15 protein-coding genes are annotated in these 17,343 nt (G+C 57.1%); 8 read left to right on the forward strand and 7 right to left on the reverse strand.

What is annotated here, in order from left to right; translation table 11 throughout:
• Position 1 precedes the first annotated feature (1 nt).
• The 4 genes from otnI to ltnD form a co-directional block, all read right to left on the reverse strand.
• Positions 2-799 (reverse strand): 2-oxo-tetronate isomerase, encoded by a 798-nt coding sequence (gene otnI / locus QT231_RS08230; RefSeq protein WP_308321463.1) that lies wholly within the window; start codon positions 797-799, stop codon positions 2-4.
• A 61-nt stretch (positions 800-860) separates the two neighbouring features.
• The gene (gene otnC / locus QT231_RS08235) at positions 861-1,508 is read right to left on the reverse strand and encodes a 3-oxo-tetronate 4-phosphate decarboxylase (RefSeq protein WP_308336430.1); all 648 of its coding nucleotides are present in this window, start codon (positions 1,506-1,508) and stop codon (positions 861-863) included.
• Positions 1,505-2,803, reverse strand: a complete 1,299-nt coding sequence (gene otnK / locus QT231_RS08240) for a 3-oxo-tetronate kinase (protein ID WP_308336488.1) — start codon at positions 2,801-2,803, stop codon at positions 1,505-1,507. The genes otnC and otnK overlap by 4 nt, the downstream gene beginning before the upstream one ends.
• Before the next feature lie 5 nt (positions 2,804-2,808).
• On the reverse strand, positions 2,809-3,741 hold the full coding sequence (ltnD, locus tag QT231_RS08245; protein ID WP_308336431.1) for an L-threonate dehydrogenase: 933 nt from the start codon (positions 3,739-3,741) through the stop codon (positions 2,809-2,811).
• A 185-nt stretch (positions 3,742-3,926) separates the two neighbouring features.
• Between ltnD and QT231_RS08250 the strand changes: the two genes are divergently transcribed.
• Positions 3,927-4,991, forward strand: a complete 1,065-nt coding sequence (locus tag QT231_RS08250) for a LacI family DNA-binding transcriptional regulator (RefSeq protein ID WP_308336432.1) — start codon at positions 3,927-3,929, stop codon at positions 4,989-4,991.
• On the opposite strand, the gene QT231_RS08255 is transcribed toward QT231_RS08250, so the two are convergent.
• On the reverse strand, positions 4,988-5,893 hold the full coding sequence (locus QT231_RS08255; RefSeq protein WP_308336433.1) for a LysR family transcriptional regulator: 906 nt from the start codon (positions 5,891-5,893) through the stop codon (positions 4,988-4,990). The genes QT231_RS08250 and QT231_RS08255 overlap by 4 nt on opposite strands.
• Before the next feature lie 110 nt (positions 5,894-6,003).
• On the opposite strand from QT231_RS08255, the gene QT231_RS08260 reads away from it, so the two are divergent.
• Both QT231_RS08260 and QT231_RS08265 read left to right on the forward strand, forming a co-directional pair.
• Positions 6,004-6,642, forward strand: coding sequence for an NAD(P)-dependent oxidoreductase (locus QT231_RS08260; protein WP_308336434.1), 639 nt, complete (start codon positions 6,004-6,006; stop codon positions 6,640-6,642).
• A 411-nt stretch (positions 6,643-7,053) separates the two neighbouring features.
• Positions 7,054-7,899 carry an alpha/beta hydrolase gene (locus tag QT231_RS08265; RefSeq protein WP_308336435.1) on the forward strand — a complete coding sequence of 282 codons (846 nt, stop codon included), beginning with the start codon at positions 7,054-7,056 and terminating at the stop codon, positions 7,897-7,899.
• Between the two features lie 127 nt (positions 7,900-8,026).
• On the opposite strand, the gene QT231_RS08270 is transcribed toward QT231_RS08265, so the two are convergent.
• Positions 8,027-9,322 carry an amidohydrolase gene (locus QT231_RS08270; RefSeq protein WP_308336436.1) on the reverse strand — a complete coding sequence of 432 codons (1,296 nt, stop codon included), beginning with the start codon at positions 9,320-9,322 and terminating at the stop codon, positions 8,027-8,029.
• A 15-nt stretch (positions 9,323-9,337) separates the two neighbouring features.
• Entirely contained in the window at positions 9,338-10,207 is an 870-nt protein-coding gene (locus tag QT231_RS08275; protein ID WP_308336437.1) for a GNAT family N-acetyltransferase, read from the reverse strand.
• A gap of 236 nt (positions 10,208-10,443) precedes the next feature.
• Between QT231_RS08275 and QT231_RS08280 the strand changes: the two genes are divergently transcribed.
• From QT231_RS08280 to QT231_RS08300, 5 genes are all read left to right on the forward strand, one after another.
• On the forward strand, positions 10,444-11,919 hold the full coding sequence (locus QT231_RS08280) for an aldehyde dehydrogenase family protein (RefSeq protein WP_308336438.1): 1,476 nt from the start codon (positions 10,444-10,446) through the stop codon (positions 11,917-11,919).
• A 52-nt stretch (positions 11,920-11,971) separates the two neighbouring features.
• The gene (locus QT231_RS08285) at positions 11,972-13,303 is read left to right on the forward strand and encodes an FAD-binding oxidoreductase (RefSeq protein ID WP_308336439.1); all 1,332 of its coding nucleotides are present in this window, start codon (positions 11,972-11,974) and stop codon (positions 13,301-13,303) included.
• A gap of 168 nt (positions 13,304-13,471) precedes the next feature.
• Positions 13,472-14,146, forward strand: a complete 675-nt coding sequence (locus QT231_RS08290) for a haloacid dehalogenase type II (protein WP_308336440.1) — start codon at positions 13,472-13,474, stop codon at positions 14,144-14,146.
• Between the two features lie 34 nt (positions 14,147-14,180).
• A complete protein-coding gene (locus tag QT231_RS08295; RefSeq protein WP_308336441.1) occupies positions 14,181-15,455 on the forward strand; it encodes an FAD-binding oxidoreductase in 1,275 nt (424 codons plus the stop codon).
• Between the two features lie 207 nt (positions 15,456-15,662).
• On the forward strand, positions 15,663-17,303 hold the full coding sequence (locus QT231_RS08300; RefSeq protein WP_308336442.1) for an ABC transporter substrate-binding protein: 1,641 nt from the start codon (positions 15,663-15,665) through the stop codon (positions 17,301-17,303).
• Positions 17,304-17,343 lie beyond the last annotated feature (40 nt).

A 17,343-nucleotide genomic window follows, 5' to 3' on the forward strand; every position in this document is an offset into this window, starting at 1 on the left:
CTCACTGAGGGGTTAGCCCCCAGGCGGTGCCCCAGCCCAAACCGGCTCGAGTCTCTGCTTTGGGGCGATACTCACAGCCGATCCAGCCGCTATACCCCAGCTCGCTTAGGCGTTCAAAAATGGCGGGATAATGCACTTCACCCACATTAGGCTCGTGGCGCTCGGGCACGCCCGCGATTTGAATATGGCCAATGCTGCTGAACTGGCGCTCAAGGTGGCGAATCAAGTCGCCGTCCATCATTTGACAGTGGTAAAGATCAAATTGGAGCTTCAGGTTTTCCGCGCTGACTTCTTCCAATACCGCCATGGCTTGGGCTTGGCGGGACAAAAAGAAGCCTGGCATATCATGAGTATTGATTGGCTCAATCAATACTTCTCGGCCCGCTTTGGCCGCTTCACTCGCCGCAAAACGGAGATTGCGGGTGTAGGTCGCATGGTGGTCAGCCTGGGTCGCCGCATCGGCGCCTTCCGGGAGCAGCCCGGCCATGGCATGCACGCGGGAGCAGTTGAGCACCTCGGCGTAACGCAGCGCCTCGATTACCGAGTCACGAAATTCCCCTTCCCGGCCTGGCAGGCTCGCTAAGCCTCGTTCACCAGCCTCCCAATCCCCCGGGGGCAGGTTAAACAGCACCTGCTCCAACTGCGATTCTTGCAGTGCTTGGCGCAGCTCTTCTGGGGAGAACGCATAAGGAAATAGGTACTCAACACCTTTAAAGCCCGCACGCGCAGCCGCGGCAAAGCGATCCATAAAGGCGTGCTCGTTAAACAGCATGCTGAGGTTGGCGGCTAATCGAATCATCGTGGGGCTCTTGTTGTTAAGTGCTTAGTTGTTAAGTGCTTAGTTGTTAAATTAAATAGTGTTAATCACGTGGAAAACGCGCTTCCAGCTCGGCGACTTGTTCTGGCGTTAGCCCACGGGGATTCTCGCCACGCAACAACAGATAAAGCTTAGCGGTCTCTTCAAGTTCTTCAGTGGCATACACCGCCGCTTCGAGATTTTTCCCCGCCACCACGGGCCCGTGGTTGGCCAGTAGTACCGCGCTGTGTTTGCCGGCCAAGCAACGCACCGCATCGCCCAGCTTGGGGTCGCCGGGTATGTGATAGGGAATCAGCGGTAGCTTGCCTACCCTCATCACGTAGTAGGCGGTCAGCGGAGGAATACAGTCGCAAGGGTCAACACCTGGCAAACAGGACACCGCTACCGAATGGGTAGAGTGCAGGTGCACGATAGCCCCAGATTGCGGACGCTCCTCGTACATGGCCATATGCAGAAACTGCTCTTTGGTGGGCTGGTCGCCGCTTAGCAGTTGGCCGTGTTGATCCAGATGGGAGATCCGCACTGGATCCAGCCGGCCCAGACAGGCATTGGTCGGGGTCATCAGCCAGCCGCCATCTTCCAAGCGCACGCTGATATTGCCGCTGGAGCCCATGGTCAGGCCACGATCAAATAGCGACTTGCCCAGGGTGCTGATCTGCTCACGCAGACTGTTTTGATCATGAGTACTCATACCAGCACCTCAAATGCGCGGGTAAAGAAATCAACGCCACCAAAGTTGCCGGACTTCAGCGCCAGCGACAACGGTGCATCACGACCCGCCAGCGCGGCTTGTGTCCAGGGCACGCCGGGGTCAATCTGCTCGCCGATGCGTAGGGTGGTAATACCTAACGCCGAGACCACTGCGCCTGAGGTTTCGCCGCCAGCCACCAACAAGCGACCCACGCCTTCGTTGACCAAAGCAACCGCCAGTTGGCTCATTGTTTCTTCAACCAGTGCGCCCGCGCGCGCAACGCCCAAGGCTTGCTGGGCGGCGCAGACCTTGTCTGGATCGGCCGAGGCGTAAATCAATACCGGCGAGTTGCTAGATAGGCGCTCTCGGGCAAAGACCAGCGCTTGCTCCTGCTGCTTGTCTCCTTCACTAAGCGATAACGGATCCAGGGCAAAGCCACCGTCAGGATGTTTGTCCAAAAAATCCGCCACCTGAGCGAGTGTGGCGCGGGAACAGCTACCAGAGAGTACCAGCGCACTGCCAGAAGCAGGGGTTAAACGACCTGGTTGCGTAATTGTCTCTAACCAGCCCTGCTTGCGATACTGAGCAGGCAGCGCCTGCCCCAGACCAGAGCCGCCGGTGACCAAGGGCATCAAAACGGTCGCTTCAGCTAGGACGTCTAGATCCTGCTCATCCAAGGTGTCGCAAATCACATGGCGAACCCCCTGCTCTGCCAGCGTAGATAAATGCGCACGGGTAGCGTCTGCTCCTTGGGCCAGCATGGCACGATTGGCCAAACCCACCGGGTGCGGCGTTTGGCGGGAGAGTACGCGCACTAAGTCTGCGTCTTGCATGGGGTTTAATGGATGGTGCTGCATCCCGCAGTCGTTAAGCAGACGGTCACCGACGAACAAGTGGCCCTGGTACACCGTGCGGCCATTTACTGGAAAGGCGGGCACCATCACGGTTTGATTAGCGCCGAGGGCTTCCAGTAGAGCATCGGCCACCGGGCCGATATTGCCCTGATCGGTGGAGTCAAAGGTGGAGCAGTACTTAAAGAACAGCTGTCGAGCGCCTTGTTGACGAAGCCACCCAAGCACGGCGAGGGAGTCCGTGACGGCCTCATCCGCCGGACAGGATCGAGATTTAAGCGCCACGACCACCGCGTCGATATTGTTAAGGTTGACCTCTTGCGAGGGCACGCCAATCACCTGTAGGCAGCGCATACCCCCACGCACCAGGTTATTGGCGAGATCGGTGGCCCCCGTGAAGTCGTCGGCAATGGCGCCTAAGACGATTTTCGCTCCCACCCCCATGCGCATCAGACTTCCTCGGCATCGTTGGCAGCTTCGGGCAGCGTGATGCCGGATAGCCGCTGGTAGACTTTGATGACCGCCGAGTCATCTTCACGGCCAAAACCCGCGCCGCTGGCAGCGGTAAATTGCTGCAGAGCGCTTGAAGCAACGGGCGTTGCCAGCGCCAGTTCACGGCCGGTTTGATGCACGATATTGAGATCTTTGACGAAGATATCCACCGCTGAAAGCGGCGTGTAGTCGCCACTCAGAATATGCGGCACGCGGTTCTCAAACATCCAGGAGTTACCCGCCGAGTGGGTAATCACCTCATAAATAACCTCGGGGTCGAGCCCCATGCGAATGCCCAGCGCCATCGCTTCGGCAGCGGTGGCGATATGTACCCCTGCCAGTAGCTGGTTGACCAGCTTCATGCTTGAACCAACGCCTGGGGTATCGCCAAGGCGGTAAACCTTGGCAGCCATGGTATCGAGCACTACTTCGGCGTAGGTGAATGCCTCCTCTGCCCCTGACGCCATCACCGATAGCTCACCACTTTTGGCTTTGGCAGCACCGCCGCTAATGGGCGCATCCAAAAACATCACCCCTTCTGCCGCCACACGCTCGCCAAACTGTTTCGCCTGACTGGGCGCCACCGTGGCGCACTGCACGATCAAGCTGCCCTGGGCCAAGTGGCTCACCACACCCTGCTCACCGAACAGCACTTGCTCAACCTGCCCCCCATTTACGACGACCACCAACACAATATGGCAGTGAGCAAGCTCAGCAGGAGTCGCTACGCTTTGGCCCCCTGCTGCCACAAAAGCCTCTCTGGCCGCAGCGGAGATATCGCAACCTGTTACGTTCAACCCTTGTTGGAGCAAGTTGGTTGCGGTGCCCATGCCCATAGCACCCAAACCAATGACACCTACTTGAAGTGATTGCTTATCGTGTTGACTCACCCGCCGACACCTCGCTGTTGTTGTGTTTGTTGCTATTTCGCGGTGCTTCGCTGTTTCTTCTTTCACTCATCGCCACCAGAGCTTATCGCCACCAGCGCAGTGGTAGCGCTGTCATGATAGCGCTACCATTCGTTTTAGATTACTGTTTGCGTAACGACAAGTTGAAAATCAGGATCGTGCGACCAATGTCTAAAGACTCGCCTAGCAAAGTTTCTCCCAACGCTGACTCTCCCAACACTACCAGGCAGCGCCGAAGCTCGGATCAGGTCACGCTCAGCCAAGTGGCCCAAGCGGCAGGGGTTTCACCGATTACCGCATCTCGAGCCCTGAACTACCCTGATAAGGTCAGCGATAGTGCTCGCCTGAGTGTTCTACAAGCCGTAGAGCAGTTGGGCTACGTACCCAACCTAGTGGCCGGTAGCCTGGCCTCTTCCCGCTCGCGGCTGATAGCGGTGATTGTGCCGTCACTGATCAACAGCGTGTTTGTTGAGGTCATTAAAGGCCTACAGGAAACACTCGAAGCTGAGGGTTACCAGATACTGCTGGGTAATACCGACTACGATTTAGACCGAGAGTATCAATTGGTGCGCACTTTTCTGGGCTGGTCATGCTCTGCACTGGTCACCGCTGGACTGCGCCATAACAAGGCCTGCCATACGCTGCTGGCGAACTGGGATCACCCCATTATGGAGGTAATGGAGCTTGGCAAAGGCATGGATCTTAACGTTGGGCTGGATCACGTGGCGGCAGGCCGCTGCATGGCCAGCCATCTTATCGACAAAGGCTACCGTCATATTGTTTATGTGGGCGCGCGGCTCTCGCAGGATTATCGTGCCAGCATGCGCTTTGATGGGCATCAATCGGTGCTAAAGGAGAAAGGGCTCGACGCCCCACTACTGGAACTAGACACCCTGGGCAGCCTGCAGGCGGGCGCGGAAGGGCTTACCCAAGTATTAGCTCAATACCCTCACACCCAAGCCATTCACTTTGCCAACGACGACTTGGCGGCAGGCGCCCTGCTGGCCGCTCAACGCCAAGGGCTCAATGTACCGAAAGATATCGCCATTGCGGGGTTTAACGGACTCCCCCTTGGTCAACATGTGACGCCGCAGCTCACTACTATTCTCTCCCCCAGAGAGGAGATGGGACGCCTCGCTGCCAAAGAGCTCATCCGCCGACTAAGCGGTAAAAACGTCTACCGTCGCCAACACGATGTAGGTTTTACGCTGCAAACTGGCGGCAGCACTTAAGTTCTACCTGCTAACCAGGCGTCAAAGAAGGTCATAAATGCACGCGCTTTAGCGGTCACGTGTCGCCCTGGCGGATATACCGCATAAACACCTCCTTCGGGCAGTGCCCACTCGTCAAGCACGCGTACTAAACGTCCGGCGGCTATCTCCGGCGCCGCGGTAATATCCGGCAATACTGAGAGACCACCGCCAGCGACCAGCAGCGCAACTAAACTCACCGTTGAGTTGGCTGCCAACCCCGCACTCATTTGCACTTCGTATCGCTCATCTCTTCGCTGAAAATTCCAGGTTAACGGCGCTTTTAACGGCGTAAAGGCGATCCAATCGTGCGCTTCCAGTGCCTCGGGGTACGAGGGCGTGCCGTGGCATTTCAAGTAATCAGGCGCAGCCACCACATGCTGCTGAAAGGCGCCTAGCCGACGGGCTCGCAGCGTTGAGTCTTTTAACCAGCCTAAACGAAACGCTAAATCGATACCGTCCTGCACCATATCGCTTATCTGGTCGCCGCTGCGTAGCTCTATATGCAGCGCCGGGTGCAAGCGGCTGAACGCCACCACCGCTTCGCTCAACACCCCGGCGGCGTAATCTTCAGGGGCCGTGATACGCAGCTCGCCATGCAGCTGTTGGGTGTCACTCACGGCACTGGCGAGCGCCCCCTGTAGATCTGTTAACAGCGGGTGACATTGATGATAAAGCGCCTCGCCGGCCTGGGTAAGTTGAACCCGCCGCGTGGTGCGAAGGAACAGGGTTACGCCCAGGCGCGTTTCCAACTGGCGAATTTGCAGGCTTACCCGAGTTTTCGTGCAGCCTAGCCGCTCCGCCGCCTTGGTAAAGCTACCTGCCTCCACCAGGGCGATAAAGATCGGCAAACCGTTTAAGTCGAACTCGCTGGCGGTGGTCATATGACACCCTATTGTTATGAAATCGACAACAGTAAATTACGTTAATCGCTATTTTTCAAATCAATAAAGCGTCCGACAATGCAGCGACTACCCACTGAAGGAGTACTACGATGAAGATTGCGCTGATTGGCGCCAGCGGATTTATTGGTTCCGCCCTATTAACCGAAGCGCGCTCCCGCGGCCATCACGTGACGGCGTTAGTGACTCGCCCTGAACGGGTGGCAGCACAGGAGAATGTCACTACCGTTAAAAGCGATGTGTTAAATACCGATGCACTTACCGAGCAGCTCCGCGGTTTTGAAGCTGTTATCAGCGCCTTTAGCGGCCATGCCCAGGTGGATGTTTACGACTACTATCTCAAAGGCTTTAATTCGATTTTGGCCGCCACCCAACACGCGTCTGTGCCTAGATTACTGGTAGTAGGTGGCGCAGCCACACTCGAAGTAGCGCCGGGTAAGTTTTTGTTAGATGCCCCGGGGTTCCCAGCAGAGTACCGGGCTACAGCGGAAGGAGCGAAAACGGCTCTTGAAACACTGCGCGGGCAAACGGCTCAAGCGTGGACGTTTCTCTCCCCCGCTGCTGAGATTTTCCCCGGCGAACGCACGGGCAGTTTCCGGATTGGCGGCGATACACTATTGGCCGATAGCGAAGGCAATAGCCGTATTTCCGTACAGGATTACGCCATCGCCATGATTGATGAGTTAGAAAACCCACGCCATACCAATCAGCGTTTCTGCGTCGCGTACTAGAGCCAGTTCCCATAACCCCCTCACCTGAGACAGGAGAGGGGGTATGTTTAATCCCCCGTAATATTCATCAGTTATATTTAACTACGCGAACTAATCCAAACACCACCCGACTACACATTATTTAACAACTGCGCATTAAAAACTTACTTATAAGATATTTCTTACATTAGCATAGCGAATCTCTTACAAACCGCGTCCACAATATCCTACATACACAGCAGCCTATACCCTCAACAATCAGGTAAACACAAATAAAGAAACACTAAAAAAACTTGCACATTTGTGACAGCTAATGAACTTGATAGGTTCAGAATCAATTACTCAGACATGCACGCGCATAGAGCTCACATTAATAGAACTCGCATTAATAGAACTCGCATTAACTGACCCAATTACTGCAAGGAAAAGATCATGAAAGCCCAAACCGAACTCGTTGAGATAGGCAATCATTGCGTGCATGTAGAAATCTATCAACAGCCACAAAATACTGAAAGTATTATTATGGTCAATGGCGCGCTAGCCACCACGGCTTCTTTTACCAATTGCGTCAAATACTTGAGTGACGGGTTAAACGTTATCCTGTTTGACTTGCCTTTTGCTGGCCAATCGAAACCACATAACCCTGTGGGTGGTATCATTACCAAGGAGGATGAAGTCAATATCCTCCTAACCCTGATTGAACGTTACCAACCAACGTCGTTACTTTCCGTTTCTTGGGGAGGTTATGCCGCCATGAGGGCCTTGGCGCAAGCCCCCACCTCTATTAAAAGAGCGGTACTAGCCTCATTTTCCACTCAGCTTAACGACGGCATGCTGCGCTATATCAATGGTGCACGCCATTATATTCAGATTGGCGATGTCAAAACCGCTGCTAATCTGCTTAATGACGAAGTGGGCAAATACTTACCCCGCTTATTAAAATATATTAATTATCGGCATCTCTCGCGGTTAGATGACCAAGAGCTTCAACAGGTCTGCTTTCATATTGAGCAAATACTTTCCATGAACGACACCGACTACGAGCAGCTACTGGGTAATATTGAGATACCGACGCTTTTCGTAAATGGCAAACTGGATGAGTACACGACGCCAGAAGACATCCTAATCGCCAACGACTATATGCCGAAGTGCGAGTTTGAAGTCGTGCCCAATGCAGGCCATTTTCTTGACCTCGAGCATGCTGACGCACGGCAGAGAATGGAGAAAATCCTGCGTGGATTCTTGATTCCTGGTGAGCTTGAAAGTCAGGTTGCCTAACTCAATGGGGGCTGACTATCACTGCTACTCAACAACACAGAGCCACCTCGCTAAGTGCCATCGCCGCTTAGCGAGGTGTTTTGATATATCCTTTAGCAAAAAAACAACGACATTATCTTTTTTAATTTCAAGGATTAAGGGCTATCTGCATCAATGCGCCGACTGCCAGTGGCATTACTGCCTCATCAAAGTCAAAGCAGGCGTGATGATGGCCAGCCGCAAGGTCAGCACCGAAAATCATGTAGGTTGCCTGACCACCACGCTCCATCACCCTGGCCATTAACGAGGTAGCATCTTCAGAACCCGCGGGCGTCACGTCGTGCCTCACTAACTGGGTAATGCCAGGGTGATCGGCTAGACAGGCGGCAATTTTTTCTACCAGATCAGGAGTGGCGGCGCAGGCACTGGCAGCGCCCACGCGTTCGGTAGAGATGCTTACTCCCTGCATAGCGGCAGCCCCTTTGAGCACCTCAAACGCACGGTTTTCCATATAGCTGTTTATGTCCGCAGTAGCGCCACGGGTCTCCAGCGTTAACAAGGCGCTATCGGCAATGATATTGCGGCCACTTCCCGCTGTTAGTTGCCCTACGTTAATACGCGAAACGCCTTGGCTATGAGGGGCAATGGCGTGCAAACCCAGGGTCGCCTGGGCGGCCGCCAGCAAGGCGTTTTGGCCCATCTCTGGCTGCCCGCCAGCATGGGCCGCCTTACCGGAAAAGTGAACATCCAGCTTGGTGGTGGCAAGAAAGCCATCCGCCGCGCATATCACCTGGCCGCTGGGATGGCCGAGGCCCAGATGCGTGGCAACCAGTCTGTCAACGTCATCGACGACACCCGCCTCGACCATCGACTGGGCCCCCCGCACGCCCTCTTCGGCGGGTTGGAAAATCAATTTTATTTTACCAACCAGTTGACTGGAAAATTGGCTCAACAGTTCGGCCATTCCCAAGCCAATGGTGGCATGACCATCGTGGCCGCAGGCGTGCATTGAGCCTTGATTGAGCGAGTGAAAACCCTTTTGGTAAGGGCGGTGATTACCCTCGCTGGACTCTACGATGGGTAAGGCATCAAGGTCGAAACGAAACGCCTGGGTTGGCCCAGGGCGCTGCGTATCCAGTGTGCCCACCACACCGGTAAAGCCCCCTTCCAGGGCAGGCAACCAGCGTTCAATGGCGCCCTGTGCGCGCGCACGCGCCAAAGCTTCTTCCAGGGTTTGCCTATCCGGCACGCCCATGCGGGCGCACTCACTCACCACCGCTTGCCCCAGCTGAACGCTGAACCCCAGTTGGCTAAGCCGTTCAGCCACAAGGCTGGCGGTGCGGAACTCCATCCACCCCTGCTCGGGGTAGCGATGAAAGTCACGCCGCTGGGCATTGAGTTGGGGGGTGATAGCGTTAGCAGCATCCACAATATTCGCGTTCATAAGGTCTCTCCACCGCTAGCCCATGGCCTGAGATATCAAGCCAAAGCGCGTTAACGGCCCCTCCTCAACGCTCTCGCCATAGTACATGCGGGTCACTTCGTCGACGCAGCTGAGCCCTGAAGCAGTCAGCCAGCTATCATCGTCGGGATCCACTAAGTCGATGCGTATAAATTCCCCCTCACTCTCCGCCAGCAGCGCCAATACCAACGCCTGAGCCTGTTCAGCACTGCGTGCCAGAATGGGGCCAATTTGCGCACCGCGCCCATACGTTCGCTTCAGCGCTACCCCTTCAATCACGCCCGCCTTTTCAATGACCACCCCATGGGTAGCCGATTGAGCGACCGCCGCATGAGCCGGGCTATCGGGTGAGAGAGCAAGCAGTGCCGCCTGATCGCTTGCCTGCATCCCACGTAAACCCGGCAGCGGCGGCGCAGGCGGTGCGCCGGTGACCACCCCTTGGTATTGGCAAATGCGATTGCACGGCTCGAAACCCAGCTTTTGGTACAAGGGCCGGCCGGCGGTCGTGGCCACTAATAGCAGCGTCCGCGTGTCTGCCAGCGCCATCAGCCGCACCATCATCTCGCGCCCCAGCCCGAGGCCCTGCCACTCGTCGCTAATAACCACCAGTCCCAGGGTAGCCACAGCACCTTGGCTGAAACAGAGGCCAGTTCCCACCAGCTCACCGTCAACGCTTTCCAGCACGACGCCCTCACCCACATCAAGCATCTGGCGCCAATCGTCGATGCGGTGGGGCCAGCCAAGTTTAAGCGACAGGCGATGCGCCGCCTCAAGATCGTTAACGGTCATTGTTCGCCACGTTAAGCCCTCACGCTCAAAACGGGCGGGAGCACTAGCTGAAGCAGACGTCAAAGGGGAGTGGGTCATCGCACTATTTTCCTTGCGCTGGTGTTAATCGGTTTGCCGCTACTTTGGCACTCAGGACGCAGCGATGCCACGCCATAAAAGAGCACTTCGTGCAATTCAGCAGATTTAACCGTCGCTGCTATGGGGGAGCGCATCACCTGCGCCCAAGCACCCTGTACTCAGCACCCCATGCTGGGGCATACGACCTAGGATGGTAGCTAAACGAAAACGCTATTGAACTAACTTCAAGGACTCTTATGCCAAGTTTCGATCCTGCCCGCATTGCCTTGCCCTGTGCGCACTTTATTCAGGGCCAGCACGTCACTGACCCAAGTGCGCTCAGCGTATCCCGCCCCTCCGACGGGGCTGTCTATGCCGAACTGCCCATGGCCGATGCCAACCGCGTCGATGATGCCGTCACCAGTGCCCACCAGGCGTTTGTGCGCGGCGACTGGTCACGCTGCGCGCCGCGGGAGCGGGCACGTATTATGCGCCGCTGGGCGGATCTGATTGAAGCCGATATTGACTATCTCGCCCCACTGGAATCACTCGGCTCCACCCGGCCGATCGATCAGACGCGGGCCTGGGATGTGCCCTACACCGCCGAGGGTATTCGCTTCTTTGCGGAATTCGCCGACAAACACGGCGGCGAGGTCGCGGCGACCGCCCACGACCACCTGGGTATGCAGATTGCCGAGCCGCTGGGCGTCGTTGGCGCGATCGCCCCCTGGAACTTTCCCCTCAGCATGACCTGCTGGAAAGTCGCCCCCGCGCTGGCCGCAGGCAACACAGTGGTGCTCAAACCTTCCGAGATGACCCCTTTCACCGCCGTGCGGCTGGCGGAGTTAGCCATCGAAGCGGGCATGCCACCAGGGGTGTTCAACGTCATTCAGGGTAATGGGCCGGTCACTGGCGATGCGCTATGCCGTCACCCCTATGTGGCCAAGGTCACCTTCACCGGCTCAACGGTGACCGGGCGCACCATCATGGGCGCCTGTGCCGAAACCGGGCCCAAGCCGGTCACCCTGGAGCTGGGTGGCAAGAGCCCGCAACTGGTGTTTGCCGATATCCCGGATATTGATCGCACCGCCAAAACCCTTGCCGCCGCCATTACCGGCAACGCCGGGCAAGTGTGCGTCGCCGGCTCGCGGTTATTGATCCAACGCGAGCTGCTTGAGCCCATAATTGAACGGCTTAGCGGGCTTTTCAAAGCCCTCACCCCTGGCCACACTTGGCAGGCGGGCGGTTGGTTTTCACCGATTATTTCCAACACCCAGTTGACCCGCATTGAATCGATTGTGGCACGCTCTCGCGAGGCAGGCGCTGACCTATTGAGCGGAGGAGAGCGCTTCGAACGCCATGATGGCGGCCACTTTTACCAACCCACCCTGCTGCATACAAACGATCGCCATAATCCCGCCGTGGAGGAAGAAATCTTCGGCCCTGTGCTGACCATTCAAACCTTCGACAGTGAAGAAGAGGCCTTAGCGCTGGCCGAGCACGATGTTTACGGCCTGGCAGCCGGTATTCATACCGCTGACCTGGGGCGCGCGCTGCGCACGGTAAGAAAACTCTCGGCGGGCACGGTATGGGTTAACCGTTACGGCCGCAGTAACGACTACATTCTTCCTACTGGCGGCTACAAGCGCTCTGGGGTGGGCCGGGACTTGGGCCGTGCTGCCTTTGACGCCTGCCTGCAACACAAAAGCGTGCTGATCGATCTCGACCAGTGAGTGACACCGCGTATTAGATGATTACTTTATCTACCAAATAGAGGTAGCAAGCATGTTTATCAACGTGGACGCCGTACACGACAGCCCGGCCCTTCCCGAGCAGGTTGATGTGGTGGTGATCGGTGGCGGCATCGTGGGGACGACCGCCGCCTATGAACTGGCGCGACAAGGGGTCTCGGTTGCCGTTTTGGAGAAGGGACTTATCGGCGGCGAGCAGTCAAGCCGCAACTGGGGATGGGTACGTCAGCAGAATCGCGACATGTTCGAACTGCCGCTGGCCATGTATAGCCTTGACCGCTGGGAGGCGTTCTCCCAAGAGATAGGCCGCGACGTGGGCTTTCGGCGCAACGGCATCGTCTACACCACCGATAGCCAAGCCAGCCTTGCCAAGTGGGAGGCATGGGGAAAACAGGCCCGGGAACGGGGCTTCATCAGCCATATGTTGAGTGCCGAAGAAGCCCGTGAGCGCTCGCCGGGCAGCACCACACCCTGTATTGGCGGCGTTTGGTCACCCAACGATGCCCAGGCCGAACCCTCGATGGCCTGCTCGGCCATCGCTATTGGCGCCCGTGAACACGGCGCCTATATTCATCAAAACTGTGCGGTGCGCGGCCTGGATCTGCATGACGGGCGTGTGAGTGGCGTGTGGACTGAACATGGATTGATAAAAACTTCGACGGTTATCTGTGCAGGCGGGGCCTGGAGCTCTCGCTTCTGCCGTCGCCACGGCGTTGAGCTCCCCTCGGCCAATATCATGGGCACCACACTGCAAACTACCGCCGCACCGGAGGTCACGCCGGGCTGTTTAATTACCCCCAAGGTCGCTCTACGCCGCCGCCTGGATGGCAGCTACACCTTGGCGCTGTCGGGCCTTGGCCGGGTGGAAATCAGCCCCCAGGGGCTACGCTACGCGAGCAAATTCTACGCCGCCTACCGCAGTAAATTAGCCAAGAAGCTGCAGATACGCATCGGTGCGTCTTTCTTTAACGGGCCAGAAGCGGCCGGCAGTTGGCAGTTTGATCAGGTATCGCCGTTTGAGCGCCAGCGGGTGCTTGACCCCGCCCCTGACCTACCTCAGGCACGTGCCGCCCTGGCTGCCCTACAGACAGAGTACCCCGCGCTCCAAGGTGTCCATATTGCCCGCGCCTGGGGCGGCATGATCGATACCACGCCGGATATGATACCGATCATCTCTCCGGTTGAGGCCATCCCTGGCTTTATCGTCGCCGCTGGCTTTAGCGGTCACGGCTTTGGCATTGGGCCTGGTGCAGGAAGACTGGCAGCGGATTTGGCGACCAATGCAACGCCTGTTGTCGATCCTGCTCCTTACCACATCAAACGCTTCTCCGATGGCAGCCGTATCCGCCAGCCCGAAATGATGTGATCGACCTGCCGCATTCTGTGCTGCATCAATCCCAAAAAAAGGCGGTTTGTGTTAGCCGGGCGCGTACTTTCAGCGTCGGGCGCCTGCTCAAGAATGCTGTAATGAAATGAGTCGTTGCGCTAAGGACTCTCCAATTACTCCAATCATGACACAAGAGGATCAAACACCATGAGCGAGATTATGCGCCCTAAGTACATCACCTTTGATTGTTACGGCACACTCACCAACTTCCAGATGGGGCGCATGACGCGCGAAATTTTTGCCGATCGCATCCCTGATGCTGAACGCATGGAGCGCTTCGTGCAGGACTTTGGCGCTTATCGTTACGATGAAGTACTCGGCGAGTGGAAACCCTATGCGGAGGTTCTCTGCAGCGCTCTGGAGCGCACCTGCAAACGCTGGGGCATCGAATACCGTGACAACGAAGGCATGCTCTATTACCAGGCCGTCCCTACCTGGGGCCCACACCCGGACGTGATTGAGGGGCTGGCGAAAATTGCCGACAAAATCCCCCTGGTGATTTATTCCAACGCCGATGACAGCCAAATCATGTCGAACGTGCAAAAGCTCGAGGTGCCCTTTCACAAGGTCGTCACCGCCGATACGTTCAAAGTCTACAAGCCACGTTTAGCCGCCTTCGAGGCCATGATCGACAGCCTGGACTGCCACCCCGAAGAGCTGTTGCACGTCTCATCGAGCTTCCGCTATGACCTTATTTCAGCTCACCTAATGGGCATCAAGAACAAGGCGTTTGTGGCGCGCAACCACGAGCCCTATTGCGACGGCTATGGGGCGACCAAGATTAATGATATCCGCGACTTGCCCGCGTTAGTCGGTCTCTAAGCTGACTGTTTCGCCAACCGTGCAGGAGCCGCCCATGCAACTCAACTCCTATTGGCTGTCCACAGCGCCCGCCTTTACCGGGGGCCAGCAGGCCCTCACCCAAGAGCACTACGATGTTGCGGTGGTGGGTGGTGGCTTTACCGGGCTATCGGCTGCCCGCACGCTGGCCCGGGGCGGGGCCCGCGTAGCACTGTTGGAAGCAGGCCAAATCATTGGCGAAGCCTCGGGGCGCAACGGCGGCCAGTGCAACACCGGCGTGGCCCAAGACTACGCCAGCTTGGTCGAGCAGCTTGGCCGCGAGCGCGCGATTGCTCACTACACCACTTACGCCGAGGCCGTCTCCAGCGTCGAGCAGGTGATGGCCGAAGAAGCGATCGACTGCGACTACCTGCGCCACGGCAAGCTGAAACTGGCGGCTAAACCGGAACACTACGACAAGCTCGCGCGCACCTGCGACGCCATTCGCCGCGACGTGGATAGCGACGTGGAGATGCTCTCCGCCGCCGCCGTTAGAGAGGAAGTCGACTCGTCGCTCTACCATGGCGGATTGCTTCAGCGTAACGGCGGCCAGATGCATATGGGGCGCTTCGGCGTCGGCTTGGCCGAAGCAGCGGCGAGGCATGGCGCGCATATTTTTGAACGTACGCCGATGACCCGCGTCACCCGCGAGAAGTCCGCGTACCAGCTAGGCACACCCAGCGGTGACATTCGCGCCGAAAACGTGCTGCTGGCCACCGGCGCTTCGCAGACAGGCCCACTAAGCTGGTTTCGCCGCCGCCTGGTGCCGGTGGGCAGTTTTATCGTCGTCACCGAACCACTTTCAGCCGCCCAGTGTGCCCAATTGCTGCCCCAGCGGCGCTCTTATGTCACCAGCCGCATTGTCGGTCACTACTTCCGGCTTACCGCCGACAACCGACTGCTGTTTGGCGGGCGGGCACGCTTTGCCATGTCCGGCAGCCAATCGGATGCCAAAAGCGGCGAGATACTGCGCCGCGGGCTGGAGGAGGCCTTTCCCCAACTAAAAGGGGTGCGGCTCGACTACTGCTGGGGCGGGCTGGTCGATATGAGCCAGGATCGGTTTCCCCATGCAGGCCAGCACAACGGCATGTACTACGCCATGGGCTATAGCGGCCATGGCGTACAGATGTCGGTGCATATGGGGCATGTGTTAGCCGAGGTGATGCTTGGCAACCGCCAAAACCATCCTTGGCAGGATACCAAGTGGCCAGCTATCCCCGGCCATTTTGGTAAACCGTGGTTTTTACCCCTGGTGGGCAGTTGGTACCGACTACAGGATCGATTGCATTAAGCCATCACCACAGCACTCACACTACTTCCCAAACTCACCAAGAGAGCGATCAAAACGGCGATTACAAAAACAGGGCTATTAAGAAAAAAGCTATTAAGAACAGAGCTATTAAGAACAAGGCTATTAAAAATAAAGCTATTACAAAAACCAGTTAAGCACGCGCTGCCAGACTCACAACAATACTTAATCGCAGTAAGGAGAAGGCTTATGACACGTGAAAAGAATCCTAATGATCTGTTTGTTTCTCCCGAACAAAGCATGCAGGTTTACAACGCCATGCGGCGCGGGCTGTCTCGACGCGAAGCTATGAAAGTCCTTGGCGCGGCGGGCGTTTTTGCCGCCGCGTCTGGCGCCTTTCCCGGTTTCTCCTCGGCCTGGGCGGCGGATAGCGAAAGCGCAACACCCCAATACGGCGGCCGTATCCGCATAGCGGCGCACTCGGCATCCACAAAAGACACACTGGATCCCGCCTTAGGAGCGACGGCCATCGACTATGTCCGCGCCTACATGTTTTATAACGGCCTGACCCAGTACGATGAAGATCTGACACCCCAGCCCTGCCTGGCGGAGTCGTTCGAGAATACCGATAACGGCAGCCACTGGATCTTTACCCTGCGGCGCGGCGTTACCTTCCACGATGGCAAACCACTGACACCCCAGGATGTGATCTTTTCGATCATGCGCCATAAGGATCCCGCGACGGGTTCAAAGGTCGCCTCCATGGTCGAACAGATCGACAGTATCAGGGCACTGGACGATCACCGCGTCGAATTCAACCTCTCCTCGCCCAATATCGAGCTGCCCTCTATCCTGGCCGTTTCGCACTTGGTGATTGTGGCAGATGGCACGACCGACTTCTCGAAAGGGCTGGGTACCGGCGCCTTTAAGTGCCAAGAGTTTACCCCCGGTGTGCGTTCGGTCGGCGTTAGGAATGAGAACTACTGGCGCGATGGCCATCCCTATCTGGATGCCATTGAGGTGGTGGGGATTAGCGACGAATCATCACGAGTCAATGCGCTGCTCTCTGGCGATGTGCAGATGATCAATGAAGTCAGTGGCAACTCCGCAGAGCGCTTGAAAACCAGTGACGGCTATCAGGTAAAAGCGACGAACGCAGGTAACTACACCGACCTGGTCATGCGCTTTGACCAGCAGCCCACCAGCCGCCCCGAATTCCGCGAGGCGATGAAGTACCTCTTCGACCGCGAGCAGATCAAGCGCGTCGCCCTGCGCGGCTATGGGGAGATTGCCAACGACCATCCGATTATCTCCAGCTCCCCCTACTACTTCGATGGGCTACCCCAGCGTGAGTACGACCCCGAGCGGGCGGCCTCCTTGCTTGCCAAGGCAGGGCTGGCTGGCGCAACCGTGCCTCTGGTGGCGTCGCCTGCTGCTTCCTCGTCGGAAGATATGGCCGTGCTTCTCCAGCAGTCCGCGGCTCAGGCAGGGCTCAATCTTAATATCAACCGTGTTCCCTCTGACGGCTACTGGTCGAACCACTGGATGAAGCACCCGCTGGGGTTCGGCAATATCAATCCCCGACCCACGGCGAATATTTTGCTCTCGCAGTTTTTCCTCTCCAGCGCTGCCTGGAACGAAGCCGGTTGGCACAACGAGCAGTTTGATCAATTGCTGATTGCCTCGCGGGGAGAGCCGGATTTGGCCACCCGTAAGCAGATGTACGCCGACATGCAGACCATGATCCATGAAGAGGGCGGCATCGGCATCCCCGTCTTCCTAAGCAGCATTGAAAGCTTCGATGCCCGCATTGGCGGCATGGATCGTACCGTCCCCCTGGGCAGTTTCATGGGCTATATGTTCGCCGAGCATATCTGGTGGAAAGGCTAATTCCTGCTCTCCCTACTGTGATCACAGGCCATGGGTATTA

The sequence above is a fragment of the Halomonas sp. SpR1 genome (assembly GCF_031010175.1).
Taxonomy (GTDB): Bacteria; Pseudomonadota; Gammaproteobacteria; order Pseudomonadales; family Halomonadaceae; genus Vreelandella.

What these genes read in the sequence shown, in the direction of transcription:
- otnI (WP_308321463.1), bottom strand. Translation starts at nt 799, where the DNA reads ATGATTCGATTAGCCGCCAACCTCAGCATGCTGTTTAACGAGCACGCC.
- otnC (WP_308336430.1), bottom strand. Translation starts at nt 1,508, where the DNA reads ATGAGTACTCATGATCAAAACAGTCTGCGTGAGCAGATCAGCACCCTG.
- otnK (WP_308336488.1), bottom strand. Translation starts at nt 2,803, where the DNA reads ATGGGGGTGGGAGCGAAAATCGTCTTAGGCGCCATTGCCGACGACTTC.
- QT231_RS08250 (WP_308336432.1), top strand. Translation starts at nt 3,927, where the DNA reads ATGTCTAAAGACTCGCCTAGCAAAGTTTCTCCCAACGCTGACTCTCCC.
- QT231_RS08255 (WP_308336433.1), bottom strand. Translation starts at nt 5,893, where the DNA reads ATGACCACCGCCAGCGAGTTCGACTTAAACGGTTTGCCGATCTTTATC.
- QT231_RS08260 (WP_308336434.1), top strand. Translation starts at nt 6,004, where the DNA reads ATGAAGATTGCGCTGATTGGCGCCAGCGGATTTATTGGTTCCGCCCTA.
- QT231_RS08265 (WP_308336435.1), top strand. Translation starts at nt 7,054, where the DNA reads ATGAAAGCCCAAACCGAACTCGTTGAGATAGGCAATCATTGCGTGCAT.
- QT231_RS08270 (WP_308336436.1), bottom strand. Translation starts at nt 9,322, where the DNA reads ATGAACGCGAATATTGTGGATGCTGCTAACGCTATCACCCCCCAACTC.
- QT231_RS08275 (WP_308336437.1), bottom strand. Translation starts at nt 10,207, where the DNA reads ATGACCCACTCCCCTTTGACGTCTGCTTCAGCTAGTGCTCCCGCCCGT.
- QT231_RS08280 (WP_308336438.1), top strand. Translation starts at nt 10,444, where the DNA reads ATGCCAAGTTTCGATCCTGCCCGCATTGCCTTGCCCTGTGCGCACTTT.
- QT231_RS08285 (WP_308336439.1), top strand. Translation starts at nt 11,972, where the DNA reads ATGTTTATCAACGTGGACGCCGTACACGACAGCCCGGCCCTTCCCGAG.
- QT231_RS08290 (WP_308336440.1), top strand. Translation starts at nt 13,472, where the DNA reads ATGAGCGAGATTATGCGCCCTAAGTACATCACCTTTGATTGTTACGGC.
- QT231_RS08295 (WP_308336441.1), top strand. Translation starts at nt 14,181, where the DNA reads ATGCAACTCAACTCCTATTGGCTGTCCACAGCGCCCGCCTTTACCGGG.
- QT231_RS08300 (WP_308336442.1), top strand. Translation starts at nt 15,663, where the DNA reads ATGACACGTGAAAAGAATCCTAATGATCTGTTTGTTTCTCCCGAACAA.